Genomic DNA, 16700 nt, shown 5'->3' with positions numbered 1-16700 from the left:
AAAGATTAATCGATTCGTATTATTCGATATATCACTTTTTGAAAATATTATTTCAAAAAAGAAAAAGCCGGATTGCCGGCTTTCTCCTCTAATCTGCTTCATACACGGCCCGCACTCCGCCAATCAATTTTGGCCTTGTTCGCGCAAGCGTCACATGCGCCTCGCCGAGCTGCTTCTCCGAGACGCGGACGGGAACGGCCACAGGCTTTAAATGCATGCCGATGAACGTGTCTCCTATATCGATCCCCGCGTCAGCCTCTATTTGTTCAACGAGCACCGGAGCCTTCATATGTTTATAAGCATATGAAGCCATCGAGCCTCCCGCTTTCGGAACAGGTACGGCAAAAACAATCGGCAGGCGATGGGCGGCGGCGGTCTCTTCTTCAACGACCAATGCCCTGTTCAAATGTTCACAGCACTGAAAAGCGAGCACCGCGCCCGTTTTTTTCTTTAGCTCTTCAAGGCCATTGTAAATCACCCTAGCGATGTCCTCGCTTCCGGAAGTGCCGATATGTCTGCCGGCCACCTCGCTTGTGCTGCATCCGATGACGACCATTTGGCCGTCATGCAAACCCGCTTCTTGATGAAACTCTTCCAACATAGAACGCCACGTCTGTTCAAGATTTTTCATGATACATGACTTCCTTTATTCATGTGTGTTTTCATAGTCGGCGATTTTCCCGATGCGAACGGCATGGCGCCCCGCCGAAAACTCCGTCGTCAGCCAAACCTTCGCAATCTCGCGGGCCAGTCCCGGTCCGATCACCCTTTCACCCATCGCCAAAACATTTGCGTCATTGTGCTCTCTCGTCATTTTCGCACTGAACACATCGTGCACAAGAGCGCAGCGAATCCCTTTCACTTTATTGGCTGAAATGCTCATGCCGATTCCGGTTCCGCAAATTAGAATGCCTCTGTCCGCTTCCCCGTTTGCGACTTTTTGCGCGACCGGAAAAGCATAATCCGGATAATCCACAGATCCTGAACCGCATTCACACCCTAAATCTTCATATTCAATGTTCAATTCGTCCATTAAAGAGATAATTTCCTGTCTGATGTTGACTCCGCCGTGATCTGAAGCAATGATTACTTTCATGGAATGACTCCTCCTTGTATTGTGTGTCGCCAAGAGTCTTTTTGATAGCATCTCTGACTACTTTTTCAGGTCAAGTCTATTGTACCCGCTGCCGCTTCGATTGCAACCGCTTCAGCAGCTTTCTACTGTTCTCCTGCGGACAGCTTTTCCGCCAGTTTTTTCAATAACCCCTCTAGTTCATCCCTTGTTTTTTGATAGTCGCTGAGCGAGCCGCCAAACGGATCGGCGATATCGCCGGTTTCCCCTTTTATATACTCCTTCAGCGTGAAGATTTTATCTTTGCTCCCGGAATATTCCTGCCTTGCCAAAAGCTTATGCTGCTCTGTCATCGTCAGCACAAGATCAGCCCATTCGACCTTTTCCCGCGACAGCCTAGCCGATGAATGGTTCAGGGCGATATTCTTTTCAAACAGGGCTTCGACTGCATATAAAGAAGCTTTTCCGTTTTCAGGAGCAAACAGTCCGGCAGATTTGACGGAGACGTCCAGGTTTTTTTGGGAAGCCGCAGATTTAAAGAGCGCTTCAGCCATCGGACTGCGGCATGTGTTTCCTGTACAGACAAATAAAATATTCAATGTCGTTCACTCCTTTCTTTTATTATAAAGGATTTGCCCGAAAAATAATAAAATCCGCTTCAGAAATCAAAAAGAGGGGATACCCCCTCTTTTTTTCCGTGTTTTCATTATTCTATGGCATCACGAAAGACACCTTGCACATCTCCGACTTAAATAGGCAGGATCAGTTTCAGCCCAAAACTAAGTAAAATCGCGCCGCCAAGCGCTTCGCTGTAAGCACCGAGCCATGATTGAACTTTTTTTCCGAGCAAAAGCCCCGCCCATGTTAAAACCATGCTGAACAACCCGAACAAGCAAATGGTTAAAAACGGTTTTGACCCGTAGAGTCCGAGGCTGAGGCCGACCGAAAAGCTGTCAAGACTGACGCCGACGGCAAAAATGAATAAGCCGAAACCTTGCGGAGACATCATCTGCCCTCCGTCTTTATGAAAGGATGCAGCAATCATCTGAATGCCGAGCACCAATAAAAGCGCTCCGCCGATATATCCCGCAAGCACACCTAGCGCATCGGACAGAAACTGCCCTGCAATCATTCCGCCAAGCGGCATAATGACATGAAACAGCCCAATGATCACGCCTATTTGGAAAATTTGACTTCTTCTCAGCTTGGCCATCCCCATTCCAAGTCCCACTGAAAAAGCATCCATGCCAAGTGCAAAGGCCATGATACTCAGCGTCAGGATTTCGCCGATCAACACGTCTACATTCATGAGATTCCCCCTTGGACAAAGCCAGCTTTTCTAGCTTATGCACGTCCAAAGCGGGATAGAACAGTTTAGAAAGGGCTTCTTACACCTCGATCACGCGATGTCCCGCCGCTTTTAGCAGTCGATTCATCACCGCTCGTCCCACGCCTTCCTCAGGAAAAGACTCCGCGAAAATGTAATCGAGTTTTTCTTCATCGAAGCTTCGGAGAGCATCATACAGACCGGCAGCAACGGTTTCCAAGCGGTCTCTTCTGCCGCAGATGCGGACGGCATCCGCCCGGTAAGCGCCTGCCCGTTCTTCTGTGGTGAGAACCCCGACCTTCATTCCGTCTTTCTGATATTGCCCGATCAGCCGCTGGATCTCTTCCGAAGTGCCGTTTACGATCGCAAGCGGTGCTTCCGGAGCATAATGAGTGTACTTCATCCCGGGAGACAATGGTGCCTTTTCTTCATCTGTGATCCCCTGATCAATGAGTACGGTGCCGGCCGCGGCTTCGAGCTGTTCTTTTGTTACACCGCCCGGTCTTAAAATAACCGGAATGTCTCCTGTACAGGACACGACGGTTGATTCCACCCCTACACCGGTGGGCCCGCCGTCGACAATCCCCGCAATCCGTCCGTTCAAATCGTGGATGACATGCGCGGCTTTCGTCGGACTCGGTTTGCCGGATACATTCGCACTCGGAGCAGCGACAGGAACGCCCGCTTCTTTAATCAACGCAAGCGCCACCGGATGATCGGGCATTCTGACCGCCACCGTGTCAAGCCCTGCTGTCACCCTTGTGGATAACACGCCTTGTTTGCATGGCAAAACGAGCGTCAGCGGACCAGGCCAATAACGCTCCATAAGGGCTGAAGCCTGAGAAGAATCCACCTTTGCAAATTCTTCAAGCTGCTGGATATCCGCAATGTGGACAATAAGGGGATTGTCGCTCGGACGCCCTTTTGCTTCATATATTTTAGCGACAGCCTCGGTGCTTTTCGCGTTTGCGCCAAGCCCGTAAACGGTCTCCGTCGGAAAAGCGACCGTTTCATTCTGCTGGAGCAGCCGGGCAGCTTGTGTAATTTGTGGATAGTTTGTGGACAAATCCCCTTTTGCATCCACAGTCCATAACATTGTATTCATCAACATCAAAACTCCCTTAACAAAACACTAAAAACGTTAAAAATACATGTAAATCCTGTTGAAAGTATAAAAGATGAGAGAAAAGAAAACAAGCGTTGTCCACATTTTGTGGATAACGCTTTTGAAAACGTGGATATCTCTGTGTATAAATCAATTAAGAAATCGGCGTTTTCACCATTAAAACGGCTCCATTTACTTTGAGTGAATCTGAGATGTGTTCCGATTGACAAAGTTCTTCCGGGACGACTTCTGCTTGCTTGAATCCCATGACTTCAAGAAAATCCATCGATTTTCGATTGTTAGCGACTAAATATAATGTATGAATCCCCCGTTTTTCACACAACACCTGCATGCCCTGAAACAGAGAGACGATATGGCCTTGATTGAGCTTGTCAGATACGACGAGCGAACGCAAAAGCCCTTTTTCATTTTCCATTTCCTCCATCCCAAGGCAGGCGACGATTTTGTTTGGAGGATTCTCCATCATAATAAACTGACTTTTCTTTTCGTCAATTCCTTTATGGCTTGTCCCAGCTTCTCTTAAAAACGCTTCAATGGCATGTATGTCTTTTGCTTCCGCTAACCTCAATTGGTAGAACATCTTTTCACCCCGTTTTTAGCTTCTCTCTTCAATCTATGAGGGCGACAGTAAAATATACCTTTTGATTTGGAAGAAACCCGGCTACCCCTATTTCCATTTCGATTAGCAGAACCATCGGAATATCCACATCAAGATATCCGCTGTTGTTCATATTTTTCTAGCATTCGTTCATACGCTTCTGTCGCGTCTTACAAATGGTGCTACCCGCCGTTTTGGAAAATTATATCATATTGCACACACATGAATAACCACCCGCCAAACCTATTAAAACATCGGATGACGAGCAGCATTGCAAATACCCGCTTGGCCGCTCATGAGAACAGTCCTGTAAACCATTCTACGAGAAAGAATTTCACTTCTTTGTCTTCTTCTTTTTGTTCGTCTGAAGAAGCGACTTCATCGGTTTCAGCTGGTTTTTCCTTTGTCTGCTCGTCTTCTTCAGGCGATTGAACCGCTTCCCCGTTCGAAAAGTCCAAAAAGCAAAGCGGCGGAAACAGAACACACCACCAATTGGCTCCCTCTCCATCTCCCAATGTAATCAACACAGCCTCATATTCTCCAGCTGGATACACCATGTTTCCGTAAAGCTTTGTCGGGAAGGAGACTTTGTCAAAACGGACGGCTACGGACTGTTCGGCATTCTCCCGTTTCATGACATCGTTTGCGATGTCTTTAATTTCAGGGAGTTTTGATCGAATCACTTGTCTCGCTTGCTGAATTGAAGTCAGATCTTCCACCCAGTTTGTGATTTCTTGATTGACCTCGTCTCTGATTTGCCGTTTGAGGTTTTGGTCGCTCTCGCTATCGCTGTTCGCCAAGATCCGCAAGCGAATCGCTTCATCCGGAATAACCGCCGGCTCACCGTTGGACGATTTAGCCGTCTCCTCTGTCGTCAGGTTGGCAATCGCGCCTATCATTAACAGAAATATATATAAACAAGCCATAGATGATTTCTTCATTTTTCCCACCGTTCCTCTCCGTTCTTCATCCTTTTCTAGCCACATTATGGTCAAAGACGAAACGGTTTAAACGGATTCATGCAAAAAAATCTATTAAGCTTTTAATCTAAACGGATAAACAAAAAGAACAGCCTGAAACCCAGGCTGTTCTTACCGGCCGCCGTATTCGACAACTGCGGAGACGATGCGGTCTTTTCCATTCAGATCCTTTTTGACCTGAACCTCCGCTTGCGGAAAAAACTGATGGAACATATCCCGGACGGCGTTCCCTTGAGACCAGCCGATTTCGAACACAATCAGCGCTTTATCCGCCATCACCTCTGGCAGCTCCTTCATAAAACGATGATAAAACCGCAAGCCGTCAGCTCCGTCCGTCAAGGCGCCGACAGGCTCGTTTAGCCGGACAACTTCAGACAGCGTCCGCATTTCTTCTTCTGATATATAAGGAGGATTCGAAACAATAACATCGGCTTTTTTGTTTTGCGCAATCAGCGGTTTCAGCAAATCACCGCTGATGAAATCCACTTTCGCTCCAAGCCTGTCTGCATTATTCGCCGCTGTTTTCAACGCTTGTTCAGAAATATCTGTGGCCGTAACGGAAAACCGCTCACTCTCAAGCGCAAGGGTGACGGCGATCGCTCCGCTCCCCGTACCGACATCGACCGCTTCAAGGCTGTTCTTTCCGGGAAAGACGTCATTCGCCATGACCAGGACGGTTTCCACGACTTCTTCGGTTTCAGGGCGCGGAATCAGTACATGTTCATTAACCGAAAATTCCCGTCCGTAAAACCATTCCTTTCCTGTGATATATTGAACAGGAACACCGGAATGATGCAGCTCAACAGACTTTTTAAATGCTTGAAAATCGGTGTCGGACATCGGATCATGGAAGCTTGCCAACAGCTTGCTCCGTTCGATTTTAAGCTGGTTCATCAGCAAGATTTCAGCGGCGTTTCGGTCTCTTCCCGCTTCGGCTAAATAAGAAGAAGCCCAGTGAAGGGCTTCGAAAATCGTTTTCATTTTAGCTCTCCGCCTGCTGAAGCTTGCTTGCCTGATCTTCGACAATCAGCGCGTCAATGACCTCGTCAAGCTTGCCCTCAAGTATTTGGTCGAGCTTTTGGATCGTTAAGCCGATCCGGTGATCTGTCACGCGGTTTTGCGGAAAGTTATACGTCCGGATTCGTTCAGAGCGGTCACCTGTACCGACGGCTGATTTCCGGTTTTGATCATATTCAGCCTGTGCTTCCTGCTGAAACTTATCATAAATCCTCGCCCGCAAAACCTTCATGGCTTTTTCTTTGTTTTTAATCTGCGATTTCTCATCCTGGCATGACACGACAACACCTGTCGGAAGGTGAGTCAGACGTACGGCGGACATCGTCGTGTTGACGCTTTGCCCCCCCGGACCGCTTGAGGCGAACGTATCGACGCGAATATCTTTCTCATGGATGTCGATTTCGACTTCTTCGGCTTCAGGAAGACAGGCGACCGTCGCCGTCGACGTATGGATGCGCCCGCCTGATTCCGTCTCAGGCACGCGCTGCACGCGGTGCGCACCGTTCTCGTATTTCATCCTTGAATATGCACCGTTTCCAGTGATCATAAAAATGATCTCTTTATAGCCGCCCGTACCCGTTGTACTGGCTTCCATCACTTCTGTTTTCCAGCCCTGCAGCTCAGCATAGCGGCTGTACATCCGGTAAAGGTTTCCGGCGAACAAAGCCGCCTCTTCACCGCCGGCAGCCCCGCGGATTTCCATAATGACGTTTTTATCGTCGTTCGGATCTTTTGGTATCAGCAAGATCTTCAGCTGCTCTGTCAGCGACTCGATTTCTTCCTGCAGTTCAGAAATCTCCTCTTTGACCATTTCGCGCATATCGGCATCAAGCTTTTCATCCAGCATCGCCTTTGCATCATTCAACTGCTCCGAAGCGCTCCGGTAACGTCTATATACTTCAACTGTTTCCTGTATATCAGATTGCTCTTTGGAATATTCTCTGAGCTTTTTCGGATCGTTGACCACCTCAGGATCACTTAAAAGCTCATTTAATTTTTCGTACCGATCTTCTATCGATTTTAAACGGTCTAACACGGTCTTCACCTCTGTTTGCTGTGCGTAACATTCTAATTATAGTATAGGGACTGTTCCCAGTCAAAACAACTTGAGAGATGGCGATTTTTGGTATACTTTTAAGAAAAAAGGAGTCTGCCGCCATGCTTGAAGCGATCCACCACATTGCGATCATCTGTTCAGATTATAAAGCATCCAAAACATTCTATGTCGACAAGCTCGGCCTTGAGATCATCTCCGAAACCTACAGGGAAGACCGGGATTCGTATAAACTCGATCTCTCGCTTCACGGCCGCTACGTCATTGAGCTGTTTTCGTTCCCAAACCCGCCGAAGCGCGTCACAAGGCCGGAAGCAGCCGGCCTCCGCCATTTGGCTTTTAAAGTTAACAACCTGGAGCAAACCGTCGGCAAGCTTCAGGAAAAAGGCATCCGGCTGGAGCCGGTTCGCATCGATCCCGGCACCGGAAAACGCTTTACCTTTTTCTTTGATCCCGACGGCCTGCCTTTGGAGCTGTATGAAGGATAGCCTGGAGAAATATCGCTTTCTTTGGCGAATCCCTTCTTCTTTTGTCTAACAGGAAGGAAGCTTTTGATCCGGGTCGAATATCCCTTTTACATGAACTGATAATCGTTAAAAGGAGGTAGCTAAAATGAATACAACTGATGCAGCAAACAAGCTCGGCGTCTCCACTAAAACGGTGCAGCGCTGGGTGAAGCAGCTGCAATTGCCCGCTTCCCGGAACGAACTCGGCCACTACTTTTTCACAGATGACGACTTCGCCATTTTAAAAGAAGTCAAGGAACAGCTGCAAAACGGAACACCTATAAAAGAGGTCACGGTTGAACGGCAGAAAAAAGCCTATGTGATCAAGAAAAACGAAACGGTTCAACCGAAAGCGCCGGACCATTTGAACGCATGGATTGAGAAAAGAGTGCAGCAGCTGCTGCACCATGAACAGCTGGAACGCGAGCTGCTTCAGAAAAAAATTGCCGATCTGGAAAGGAAGCTCGAACAAAAAGCGGACGAAGTCGTCTCCTACCAGCTCCTTCAGCAAAGACGCGAACTGGAAGAAGAACGGCAGCAAATTAAACACCTTGAGCAAAAAATCAGCGAGTTGGAAAGCAGAAAAAGCGACACAGAGTCAACGGTCAGAAGGGAAGAAAAATCGAAAAGAAAATTTAAATCGATCTTTTCTTTTTAAATGAAAAAAGCTTGCAAGGTGCACGAATGAGCACTTGCAAGCTTTTTTTCTATGCGGTGATGGCAATTAATATCGGCAGTGTCACGATGGACAGCACCGCACTGATGACAAACGCAGACGCCGTTTCCGCTTCCTGGCTTTCAAAGTTCGTAGCGATCATGGCCGCCACTGCAGAGCCTGGGAAGGCAACAAGCAGAACCGCTATTGTCAAGTCGGCAGAAGACAGGCCGACCGCCATGGCGATCACAAACATTAATGCTGGCTGTGCCGCAACCTTGAGAAGGGCGATGCTTAAAGCCGGCATGCTGAATTTGATTTGGCGGATTCCGACGGTCACCCCGACCGCGAAAAGAGCGATTCCAGATGTCGTGTTACCAATCATATCAAGCATTTTCTGCGGAAGTTCAGGGATTTGCAAACCGAATAGCACAAGGATAATACTTGCGAGCGGCGCAAAAGCAAGCGGCTCAGACAAGCCGTGTAAAATGGATTTTCCCGTTACTTTCCACAGGCTGTCGCTGTTTTCGGATTCCTTTTTAGATGAGCGGCCGACAGTACCTACAATGATGGCCAAAGGATCGAGCATCGCATTGACGACGATTCCTGTAATCGCAATCGGAATCGCAATTTCCTGGGCACCGAACAAGCTTCCGAGCACCGGAATCCCCATAAACGCAAAAGTCGGCTGTGCAGAGTTTAATGAAAACATGGATGCATTTGTTAGATCGTATTTAAATAAAAATCTTAAAAGAAGTAAAATAATAACGTAAAACCCTACAATTCCGAGAATCAACGATACCATTAGCGGAATTTGACTATAAAACTTATCCTTGGGTGTTGACAAGATGCTGGACACAAAGTGAGCCGGAAGCGCGTATTTTGTAACGAGTGTGCTTACCCCTTTTGCTGATTTAGCATCATAACTACCAAAATGACCTGCAAACCATCCCAGCGCAATAACAAAAAATATTGGCGCAAGGAGGATTAAAATATTTAAAAAGCTCAAAGCTGTTTCCTCCTCTATGTCGTCCTATTTTCAGGACATAATAACGGCGGCTTTGACGGATCGTTCAAATCAAGCCGCCGATCCCAAAATTCCGGTTAGTGACGGCCGCCTCTGAGTGCGGCCACAGACGTTTTTTTATTATTTTCCCAGTCTTCAAGATTAGTCGCGTTTTGCGACAACGGTTTGGTATTCCGGACGCCACATCGCTTCACGCACCGCTTTTTCGACATCATCCGGCTGAACGCGGGCGACACCGTCTTTAATCGCTGCTTTGACTACATCAATTGCGACTTGTACAGACACGGCTTGAAGATCATCGATTTTCGGAAGGAGCCCTGCACCCGGCTGATCATGGTCAACCATATCGGCAACCGCGTTTGCAGAGGCAGCAAACATTCCGTTTGTGATCACTTTTGCTTGTGAAACGATTGTGCCAAGTCCCAATCCCGGGAAGACGAAAGCGTTGTTGGATTGTCCGATTTCATGCTCTACTCCATTGTAGACAACAGGTTCGAACGGACTTCCCGTCGCGACTAAGGCTTTTCCATCCGTCCATTTAAACAAGTCTTCAGGGACGGCTTCAGCTAATGTAGTCGGGTTGGACATCGGTAAAATAACCGGGCGTTCCGTGTGAGCCGCCATCTCTTTGACGATTTCTTCTGTAAAGGCGCCGGAGACACCTGATGTTCCGATTAAAATAGAAGGTTTCACTTGGCGGACGACTTCTTCGAAAGAAATCTCCCCTTTTTCATTGCGGTTCCAGTCTTTCACTTCTTCTGTACCGCGCAGATAAGGTGTTTGGAAATCGAGAATATTTTCCATGCCTTCCATCAGCAAACCTCTGTAATCGACTGTCCAGAACGCTTTGTTTGCTTCTTCTTCAGACAGCCCTTCAAGAACCATCGTGTCGCGGATTTGATCGGCGATGCCAATTCCCGCTGAACCAGGGCCGAAGATAACGACGCGGTGATCTTTTAACGATGTTCCTGTCTTTTTAACAGCTGCTAAAATCGCCGCAAGCGTGATCGCTCCTGTTCCTTGGATATCATCATTAAACGTTGCAATTTTATGGTTATATTTACCCATAATGTTACGGGCGTTTTTATTCCCAAAATCCTCCCAGTGAAGAAGCGCTTTAGGGAAATATTTCAATGCCGTCTCAACATAAGCGTCGATGAATGCATCATAGCGCTCGCCTTGAACACGAGGATGACGGTTTCCGATGTAAAGCGGATCATTCAGAAGCTTTTCATTGTTTGTTCCGACATCCAGGACAACCGGAATCACGCGGCTTGGGTCAATGCCTGCTGCGGCCGTATAAACTGCCAGCTTTCCAATCGCGATGTTGATGCCCCCGACACCCCAGTCACCGATTCCCAGAATGCTTTCGGAATCGGTAGCAACGATCAGATCAATGTCGTCTGCTGATGCCTGGAGATTTTGAAACGCTGTTTCGATTCCCGCGATATCATCAATAGATAAGTAGATCCCATGCGGTCTGCGGTACTCGTGGCTGTATTCCTGAATCGCTTCACCGACAGTCGGCGTGTAAACAACAGGAAGCATTTCACGAAGATGATTTTGCAGCAATTTATAAAAAAGCACTTCGTTTCTGTTTTGCAGATCGTTTAAATATACGTTTTGACGAAGACGGTCAGGCTGGGCGGAAAATTGTTCATATGCACGTTCTGCCTGCTGATCGAGGCTTAAAACGGTCGGCGGCAGAAGCCCTTCAAGTCCGAGATTCTTTCTCTCTTCAAGAGAAAATGCCACCCCTTTATTTAAAGCAGGAATCGATAAAACATCTTTTCCTCTTAAAGAAGTTTCCAGATATCCTTCCTTCGTTTTTTTCATGTTATTCACACTAATTACCTTCTTTCTAAAATGTTAATAAGGTGAAATAATTACGATTAATGATGAAACATTGTTTTCTTTCTTTTAACTTTGTCAAATATGTACGCGCGTTTTTGACAAAAATCTGAACAATACCCAAAACCTATTTACATTTTTTCTGACTACAGTAAGTCATTTTATGCCTGCTCTTGCCAAAATTCAAGCAATGAAAATTAGATAATTTTTTCGTATCCTTAATTAAGTTTTTTAATTACAATTATTTCCACAAAAAGAATCCAATAAAAAAACACTTGTTTTTACCAAGTGTTTTTGCTTCATTTTATTCAGGTTTTCCAGGCACCTCATGGTGATGACGGCAGCGTGCTTCATACGTTTCTGATGCGCCTACCAAAATGACCGGATCATCATATGAGGCCGGTTTTCCGTTGATCAGCCTCTGCGTCCGGCTGGCCGGGGAACCGCAGACAGAACATACCGCTTGCAGCTTGGTCACCGTTTCCGCTAAAGCCATCAGATCCGGAACGACGCCGAACGGTTCCCCGCGAAAATCCTGGTCAAGCCCTGCGGCAATGACCCGATATCCCTGATCAGCCAGAGCGGTTAGCGTGCGGACGATCGTTTCGTCAAAAAACTGCACTTCATCAACGCCGATCACATCCGTGTTAACGCTTATGTACTGATAAATTTCAGCCGGAGATGTGATCGCATGGCACACAATGGATGTCCCATTATGGGATACGACAGAATCATTGCTGTAACGATTATCTATGGCCGGCTTAAACACTTTGACTTCCTGTTTGGCGAATGTCGCCCTTTTCACCCGGCGGATCAGCTCTTCCGATTTTCCCGAAAACATGCTCCCGCATATGAGTTCAAGCCAGCCGCTTTGCTTCATGACGTACATCATCTATAACCCCTCTCCAGCAATTGATTGCATGTAAAAAACAGGCAAGAACGATTCCTGCCTGTTTATCATATCTATTATTACTTAAGACCGTATTTTTTGTTAAAGCGATCAACACGACCATCAGCAGAAGCGAATTTTTGGCGTCCAGTGTAGAACGGATGGCATTCAGAGCAAATCTCAACGCGTACCTCTTCTTTGACTGAGCCTGTTTCAAATTCGTTTCCACAAGCGCATTTGACTGTTGCTTTTTTGAACTCAGGATGAATTCCTGTTTTCATGTCTGTCATCTCCTTCCGCCCTGAATCCGTTTCGGAAACAGAGTTATTATTCCGGGACAAAACCTCCGGAACGCACATGATAGAATTATAACAGTGATCCGGACGTTTTGCAAACCAAAGTTAAATTACCGTCTCGCAGCCGACACGTTGGACTGCTTCCATTCCTGGATCAACATATCGAAGAATTCCTGATTTGTTTTCGTCTTCTTCATCTTTCTCATAAATTTCTCAACAAAATCCGGTGTGTCGGACATTGTTTTGCGGATGGACCAGAGGCGGTCAAGATGTTCTTTCGGAACAAGGAGCTCTTCTTTTCTCGTACCCGAACGGCGAATATCAATGGCAGGAAAAATTCTTCTTTCCGCAAGAGAACGGTCAAGATGCAGCTCCATGTTGCCGGTTCCTTTAAACTCTTCATAGATTACATCGTCCATGCGGGACCCCGTATCGACAAGAGCGGTTGCCAATATCGTCAAACTTCCGCCCTCTTCAATGTTTCGGGCCGCTCCAAAGAACCGTTTCGGACGGTGGAATGCGCCGGGATCGATCCCTCCGGACAATGTTCTGCCGCTTGGCGGAATGACCAGGTTATAGGCGCGGGCCAGCCTTGTGATGCTGTCCATTAAAATGATGACGTCTTTTTTATGCTCGACGAGCCTCATCGCCCGCTCCAGCACAAGCTCGGCCACTTTTATATGGTTCTCAGGCACTTCATCAAAAGTCGAGCTGACGACGTCTCCAGCTACAGATCGTTCGATGTCCGTCACTTCTTCAGGACGCTCATCGATCAGAAGGACGATCAGCTCCGCTTCCGGGTGATTGGCTGTAATGCTGTTGGCGATCTCTTTGAGAAGCATCGTTTTACCTGCTTTTGGAGGGGCGACAATCAAACCGCGCTGTCCAAAGCCAACCGGCGCCATCATGTCCATGATCCGTGTCGACAAGTAATTTGGCTTCGTTTCAAGCACCATTTGGCGGTCTGGATAAAGAGGCGTTAAAGCCGGAAAGTGCACACGTTCTTTTGCCGATTCCGGGTCATCTCCGTTCACTGCTTCCACATGAAGCAGACCGTAATACCGTTCGTTTTCCTTTGGAGGCCGGACCTTTCCGGAAACTTTATCACCGTTTCTCAAATCAAAACGGCGGATTTGGGAAGCAGAAATATAGATATCCTCTGAACTTGGGGAATAGTTAATCGGTCTAAGAAAGCCGAATCCTTCGGACTGGATGATTTCCAAAACACCTTCCATAAAGAGAAGATCCTCTTGTTCGGCATTCGCTTTCAGAATGGCAAAGATCAGTTCCTTTTTTGTCAGTTTGCTGTAATACGAGACTTTATAGTGACGTGCAAGCTCATACAGCTCTTTTAATTTCATATTTTCCAAAGATGAAATGGATACATCTTTCACTAAGAACACCACTCTTTTCTAATCAAATAATGTAAACGGATTGGTACCGCCGATTCAGCTTTTATCGGCTACGCTTCCACCCAATATATATCGACGTATTGAAAAGGATTATAAGCAAGTCGAGAAAGAAGCGAGGACTTAACAAGAGAAGATAATCGCATATCTGATGGATGCGGCAGGAATTCAGGCTCTCCTTTAAGAAACCGGGATTGAGCTGAAAAATTTCGCAGCACTCTTTATTTTTACCTCATTTGACATTCATATTCAACTTCATTTGTGATTTGACATAAAATTGATAGAGATGACTTTGTTTTGAAAAGCGCGCCTGGAGCATGTCATGGAGAAGCAAGCCGTCTGCAATTGTACCAGAGTCATGCCATCTGTTCAATTCATAAGGCTGTTACATACAGGGGAAAAGCGGGTCATCCCCGCTTTTTCTTTCCTTTAAGGCCGAATCACTAAGTTTGGTTTTTTCTTAAGGCTGTGTCTTCCGTCAACAAATCGGACCGTACCGGACTTCGCCCTCATGACAATACTGTGTGTTGTCCCGACAGAACCTTTAAATTGAACGCCGCGAAGCAGTTCTCCGTCCGTCACACCGGTGGCGGCGAAAATCGCGTCGTCCCCTTTGACGAGGTCTTCCATCCGCAGCACTTTCCCGGTATCAAGACCCATTTTTTCACAGCGCTTCAACTCTTCTTCGCTCTGCGGAAGCAGCTTGCCATGAATTTCCCCCCCAAGCGCTTTCAGCGCCACAGCGGACAAAACACCCTCCGGGGCTCCGCCTGATCCGAATAAAATATCGACTCCTGTGTGGTCGAAGGCTGTATTGATTGCTCCGGCTACATCACCATCATTGATCAGCTTGATCCTTGCGCCCGCTTCCCGGAGTTCGTGGATGATGCGCTCATGTCTGGAACGGTTCAAAACGGTTGCGACGACATCTTCGACATCTTTATTTTTTGCTTTGGCCACGGCTTTCAAGTTGTCGATCACAGGCGCCTCAATATCGATGCATCCGACAGCTTCCGGACCGACGGCGATTTTATCCATATACATGTCAGGCGCATTCAGCAGGTTTCCGTGATCCGCCACAGCGATAACGGCAAGTGCATTCCAGCCGCCGCTTGCGACGATGTTTGTACCTTCAAGAGGATCGACTGCCACATCTACCCGCGGACCATAACCGTTTCCAAGCTTTTCTCCGATATAGAGCATCGGAGCTTCATCCATCTCACCTTCCCCGATCACAACTGTTCCCTTCATCGGTATGGTGTCGAACACATCCCGCATAGCGCTTGTCGCCGCGTCATCCGCTTCGTCTTTTTTTCCTCTTCCCATCCAGCGTGCCGACTTAAGCGCAGCCGCCTCTGTCACACGTACGAGTTCCATTGATAAACTTCTTTCCATTCCTATCCTAATCTCCTCTCCCCATTTGCAAATCGGTTTTATGATTGATATTGAAAAGCTTGTTCACTAGGAATTTTGCAGCTGTTCCATTTCCTGGTCTGTCAATTTTTCACGCCAGACGGTGGCGCCGAGGTTTGTGAGCTTGTCTTCAAGCTTGCTGTATCCTCTGTCAAGATGTTCAAGACCGGTAATTTCCGTAACTCCTTCCGCCATGAGCCCGGCAACAACGAGGCAGGCTCCCGCTCTCAAATCGCTCGCTTTCACTTTGGCGCCTTGAAGTTGAACAGGTCCGGTGATGATTGCCGCTCTCCCTTCGACTTTCATCGATGCACCCATGCGCCGCAGCTCATCGATATGTTTAAAGCGGGCGGAATAGATCGTGTCCGTGACAACGCTCGTCCCGTTTGCCTTTGTGAGAAGCGAGGTCATCGGCTGCTGCAGATCAGTTGGAAAACCCGGATATACAAGCGTCTTGAGGTCGACCGGCTTCAGCTCCTTCTGTCCGCCGATCATCAAAATTTGGTCGCTGCTTTCTTCGATCCGAATTCCCATCTCGCGCAGCTTGGCTATCAGCGATTCTAAGTGTGTCGGTATCACGTTGTCGATCAGGACTTCCTGACCCATGGAGGCCGCTGCGATCATGAAGGTTCCGGCTTCAATCCGGTCTGGAATAATCGAGTGTCTGCAGCCGTGCAGGGACTCAACGCCTTCGATGCGGATGACGTCAGTGCCCGCGCCTTTGATTTTCGCACCCATGCTCGTTAAAAGTGTGGCGACATCGATGATTTCCGGTTCCTTCGCAGCGTTTTCAATTACGGTTCTGCCTTTTGCGAGTACGGCGGCAAGCATAATGTTGATCGTTGCTCCAACACTGACGACATCAAGATAAATGCGTGCCCCTTTTAATTCCTCTGCACGCAGATAAATCGCACCCTGTTCATTTGTCACTTCGGCTCCCAGCGCTTCAAAACCTTTGATATGCTGGTCAATCGGTCTCGGACCGAGGTGGCAGCCGCCTGGAAGTCCAATAACCGCTTTTTTAAAGCGGCCGAGCATGGCTCCCATTAAATAGTAAGAAGCCCGGAGCTGCTTCACTTTTCCATTCGGCAAAGGCATGCTGATCATCGGCGCAGGATCAACGACCATTTCTCCATTTTCAAAATGAACATTTCCGCCGATCTCCCTCAGCAGGTCGCGCAGCGTCAAAATGTCCGAAATATCGGGAAGACCTTCAAGAGTAACCGTCGATTCAGCCAAAATCGTTGCAGGTATCAAAGCGACAGCACTGTTTTTAGCTCCGCTTATATGTACTGTCCCGTTGAGAGGATCGCCGCCAGCTATATTTAACTTTTCCATGATCGTCTCCTTCCTTAAAGAAGATAGCTAATGGAGCGTAAAAAAAGAGAACTCAAAATAAACGGTTCATATCAAAATCTATCCAATTAAAAGAGAAAGAATACAACACATTTCAAAATTTATCAGGAAGAAAATAGCGAAG

18 protein-coding genes are annotated in these 16700 nt (G+C 47.4%); 2 read left to right on the top strand and 16 right to left on the bottom strand.

Going from position 1 to position 16700, the window contains the following annotated elements; translation table 11 throughout:
• Nucleotides 1-88 precede the first annotated feature (88 nt).
• The 9 genes from ACINLD_RS12085 to prfA form a co-directional block, all read right to left on the bottom strand.
• The gene (locus ACINLD_RS12085) at nt 89-631 is read right to left on the bottom strand and encodes a TIGR01440 family protein (RefSeq protein WP_077736038.1); all 543 of its coding nucleotides are present in this window, start codon (nt 629-631) and stop codon (nt 89-91) included.
• Nucleotides 632-646: 15 nt separating this feature from the next.
• On the bottom strand, nt 647-1096 hold the full coding sequence (rpiB, locus tag ACINLD_RS12080) for a ribose 5-phosphate isomerase B (protein ID WP_026589092.1): 450 nt from the start codon (nt 1094-1096) through the stop codon (nt 647-649).
• A 122-nt stretch (nt 1097-1218) separates the two neighbouring features.
• Nucleotides 1219-1671, bottom strand: coding sequence for a low molecular weight protein arginine phosphatase (locus ACINLD_RS12075; RefSeq protein WP_026589093.1), 453 nt, complete (start codon nt 1669-1671; stop codon nt 1219-1221).
• A gap of 149 nt (nt 1672-1820) precedes the next feature.
• Complete coding sequence (locus ACINLD_RS12070; RefSeq protein ID WP_410207006.1) at nt 1821-2381, bottom strand: manganese efflux pump MntP family protein; 561 nt, start codon at nt 2379-2381, stop codon at nt 1821-1823.
• A gap of 79 nt (nt 2382-2460) precedes the next feature.
• Nucleotides 2461-3504, bottom strand: coding sequence for an L-threonylcarbamoyladenylate synthase (locus ACINLD_RS12065; protein ID WP_410207005.1), 1044 nt, complete (start codon nt 3502-3504; stop codon nt 2461-2463).
• 154 nt (nt 3505-3658) lie between these two features.
• Entirely contained in the window at nt 3659-4105 is a 447-nt protein-coding gene (locus ACINLD_RS12060; protein WP_026589096.1) for a GNAT family N-acetyltransferase, read from the bottom strand.
• A gap of 311 nt (nt 4106-4416) precedes the next feature.
• A complete protein-coding gene (gene spoIIR, locus ACINLD_RS12055) occupies nt 4417-5064 on the bottom strand; it encodes a stage II sporulation protein R (RefSeq protein WP_026589097.1) in 648 nt (215 codons plus the stop codon).
• A gap of 150 nt (nt 5065-5214) precedes the next feature.
• Complete coding sequence (gene prmC, locus ACINLD_RS12050; RefSeq protein WP_077736037.1) at nt 5215-6084, bottom strand: peptide chain release factor N(5)-glutamine methyltransferase; 870 nt, start codon at nt 6082-6084, stop codon at nt 5215-5217.
• Between the two features lies 1 nt (nt 6085).
• Nucleotides 6086-7156 (bottom strand): peptide chain release factor 1, encoded by a 1071-nt coding sequence (prfA, locus tag ACINLD_RS12045; RefSeq protein ID WP_026589099.1) that lies wholly within the window; start codon nt 7154-7156, stop codon nt 6086-6088.
• Nucleotides 7157-7278: 122 nt separating this feature from the next.
• Between prfA and ACINLD_RS12040 the strand changes: the two genes are divergently transcribed.
• Together ACINLD_RS12040 and racA are read left to right on the top strand one after the other, a co-directional pair.
• Nucleotides 7279-7662 (top strand): VOC family protein, encoded by a 384-nt coding sequence (locus ACINLD_RS12040; RefSeq protein WP_409444366.1) that lies wholly within the window; start codon nt 7279-7281, stop codon nt 7660-7662.
• Nucleotides 7663-7786: 124 nt separating this feature from the next.
• A complete protein-coding gene (gene racA / locus ACINLD_RS12035) occupies nt 7787-8338 on the top strand; it encodes a chromosome-anchoring protein RacA (protein WP_410207004.1) in 552 nt (183 codons plus the stop codon).
• A gap of 49 nt (nt 8339-8387) precedes the next feature.
• On the opposite strand, the gene ACINLD_RS12030 is transcribed toward racA, so the two are convergent.
• From ACINLD_RS12030 to ACINLD_RS12000, 7 genes are all read right to left on the bottom strand, one after another.
• A complete protein-coding gene (locus ACINLD_RS12030; RefSeq protein WP_026589102.1) occupies nt 8388-9344 on the bottom strand; it encodes an AEC family transporter in 957 nt (318 codons plus the stop codon).
• Nucleotides 9345-9503: 159 nt separating this feature from the next.
• Nucleotides 9504-11207: an oxaloacetate-decarboxylating malate dehydrogenase gene (gene malS, locus ACINLD_RS12025; protein ID WP_026589103.1), complete on the bottom strand. Its 1704-nt coding sequence runs from the start codon at nt 11205-11207 to the stop codon at nt 9504-9506.
• Nucleotides 11208-11517: 310 nt separating this feature from the next.
• The gene (locus ACINLD_RS12020; protein WP_026589104.1) at nt 11518-12102 is read right to left on the bottom strand and encodes a thymidine kinase; all 585 of its coding nucleotides are present in this window, start codon (nt 12100-12102) and stop codon (nt 11518-11520) included.
• Nucleotides 12103-12182: 80 nt separating this feature from the next.
• On the bottom strand, nt 12183-12383 hold the full coding sequence (gene rpmE / locus ACINLD_RS12015) for a 50S ribosomal protein L31 (protein ID WP_026589105.1): 201 nt from the start codon (nt 12381-12383) through the stop codon (nt 12183-12185).
• A 125-nt stretch (nt 12384-12508) separates the two neighbouring features.
• Nucleotides 12509-13792 (bottom strand): transcription termination factor Rho, encoded by a 1284-nt coding sequence (rho, locus tag ACINLD_RS12010; protein ID WP_026589106.1) that lies wholly within the window; start codon nt 13790-13792, stop codon nt 12509-12511.
• Between the two features lie 444 nt (nt 13793-14236).
• Entirely contained in the window at nt 14237-15202 is a 966-nt protein-coding gene (gene glpX / locus ACINLD_RS12005; RefSeq protein ID WP_026589107.1) for a class II fructose-bisphosphatase, read from the bottom strand.
• A 66-nt stretch (nt 15203-15268) separates the two neighbouring features.
• Nucleotides 15269-16558 (bottom strand): UDP-N-acetylglucosamine 1-carboxyvinyltransferase, encoded by a 1290-nt coding sequence (locus ACINLD_RS12000; protein WP_409444368.1) that lies wholly within the window; start codon nt 16556-16558, stop codon nt 15269-15271.
• Nucleotides 16559-16700: the final 142 nt, after the last annotated feature.

This window comes from Bacillus sp. z60-11 (genome assembly GCF_046464135.1).
GTDB classification, from domain to species: Bacteria; Bacillota; Bacilli; order Bacillales; family Bacillaceae; genus Bacillus; species Bacillus sonorensis_A.
The sequence above is the reverse complement of the archived record's forward strand: the minus strand, read 5'-3'. Positions and strand labels throughout refer to the sequence as shown.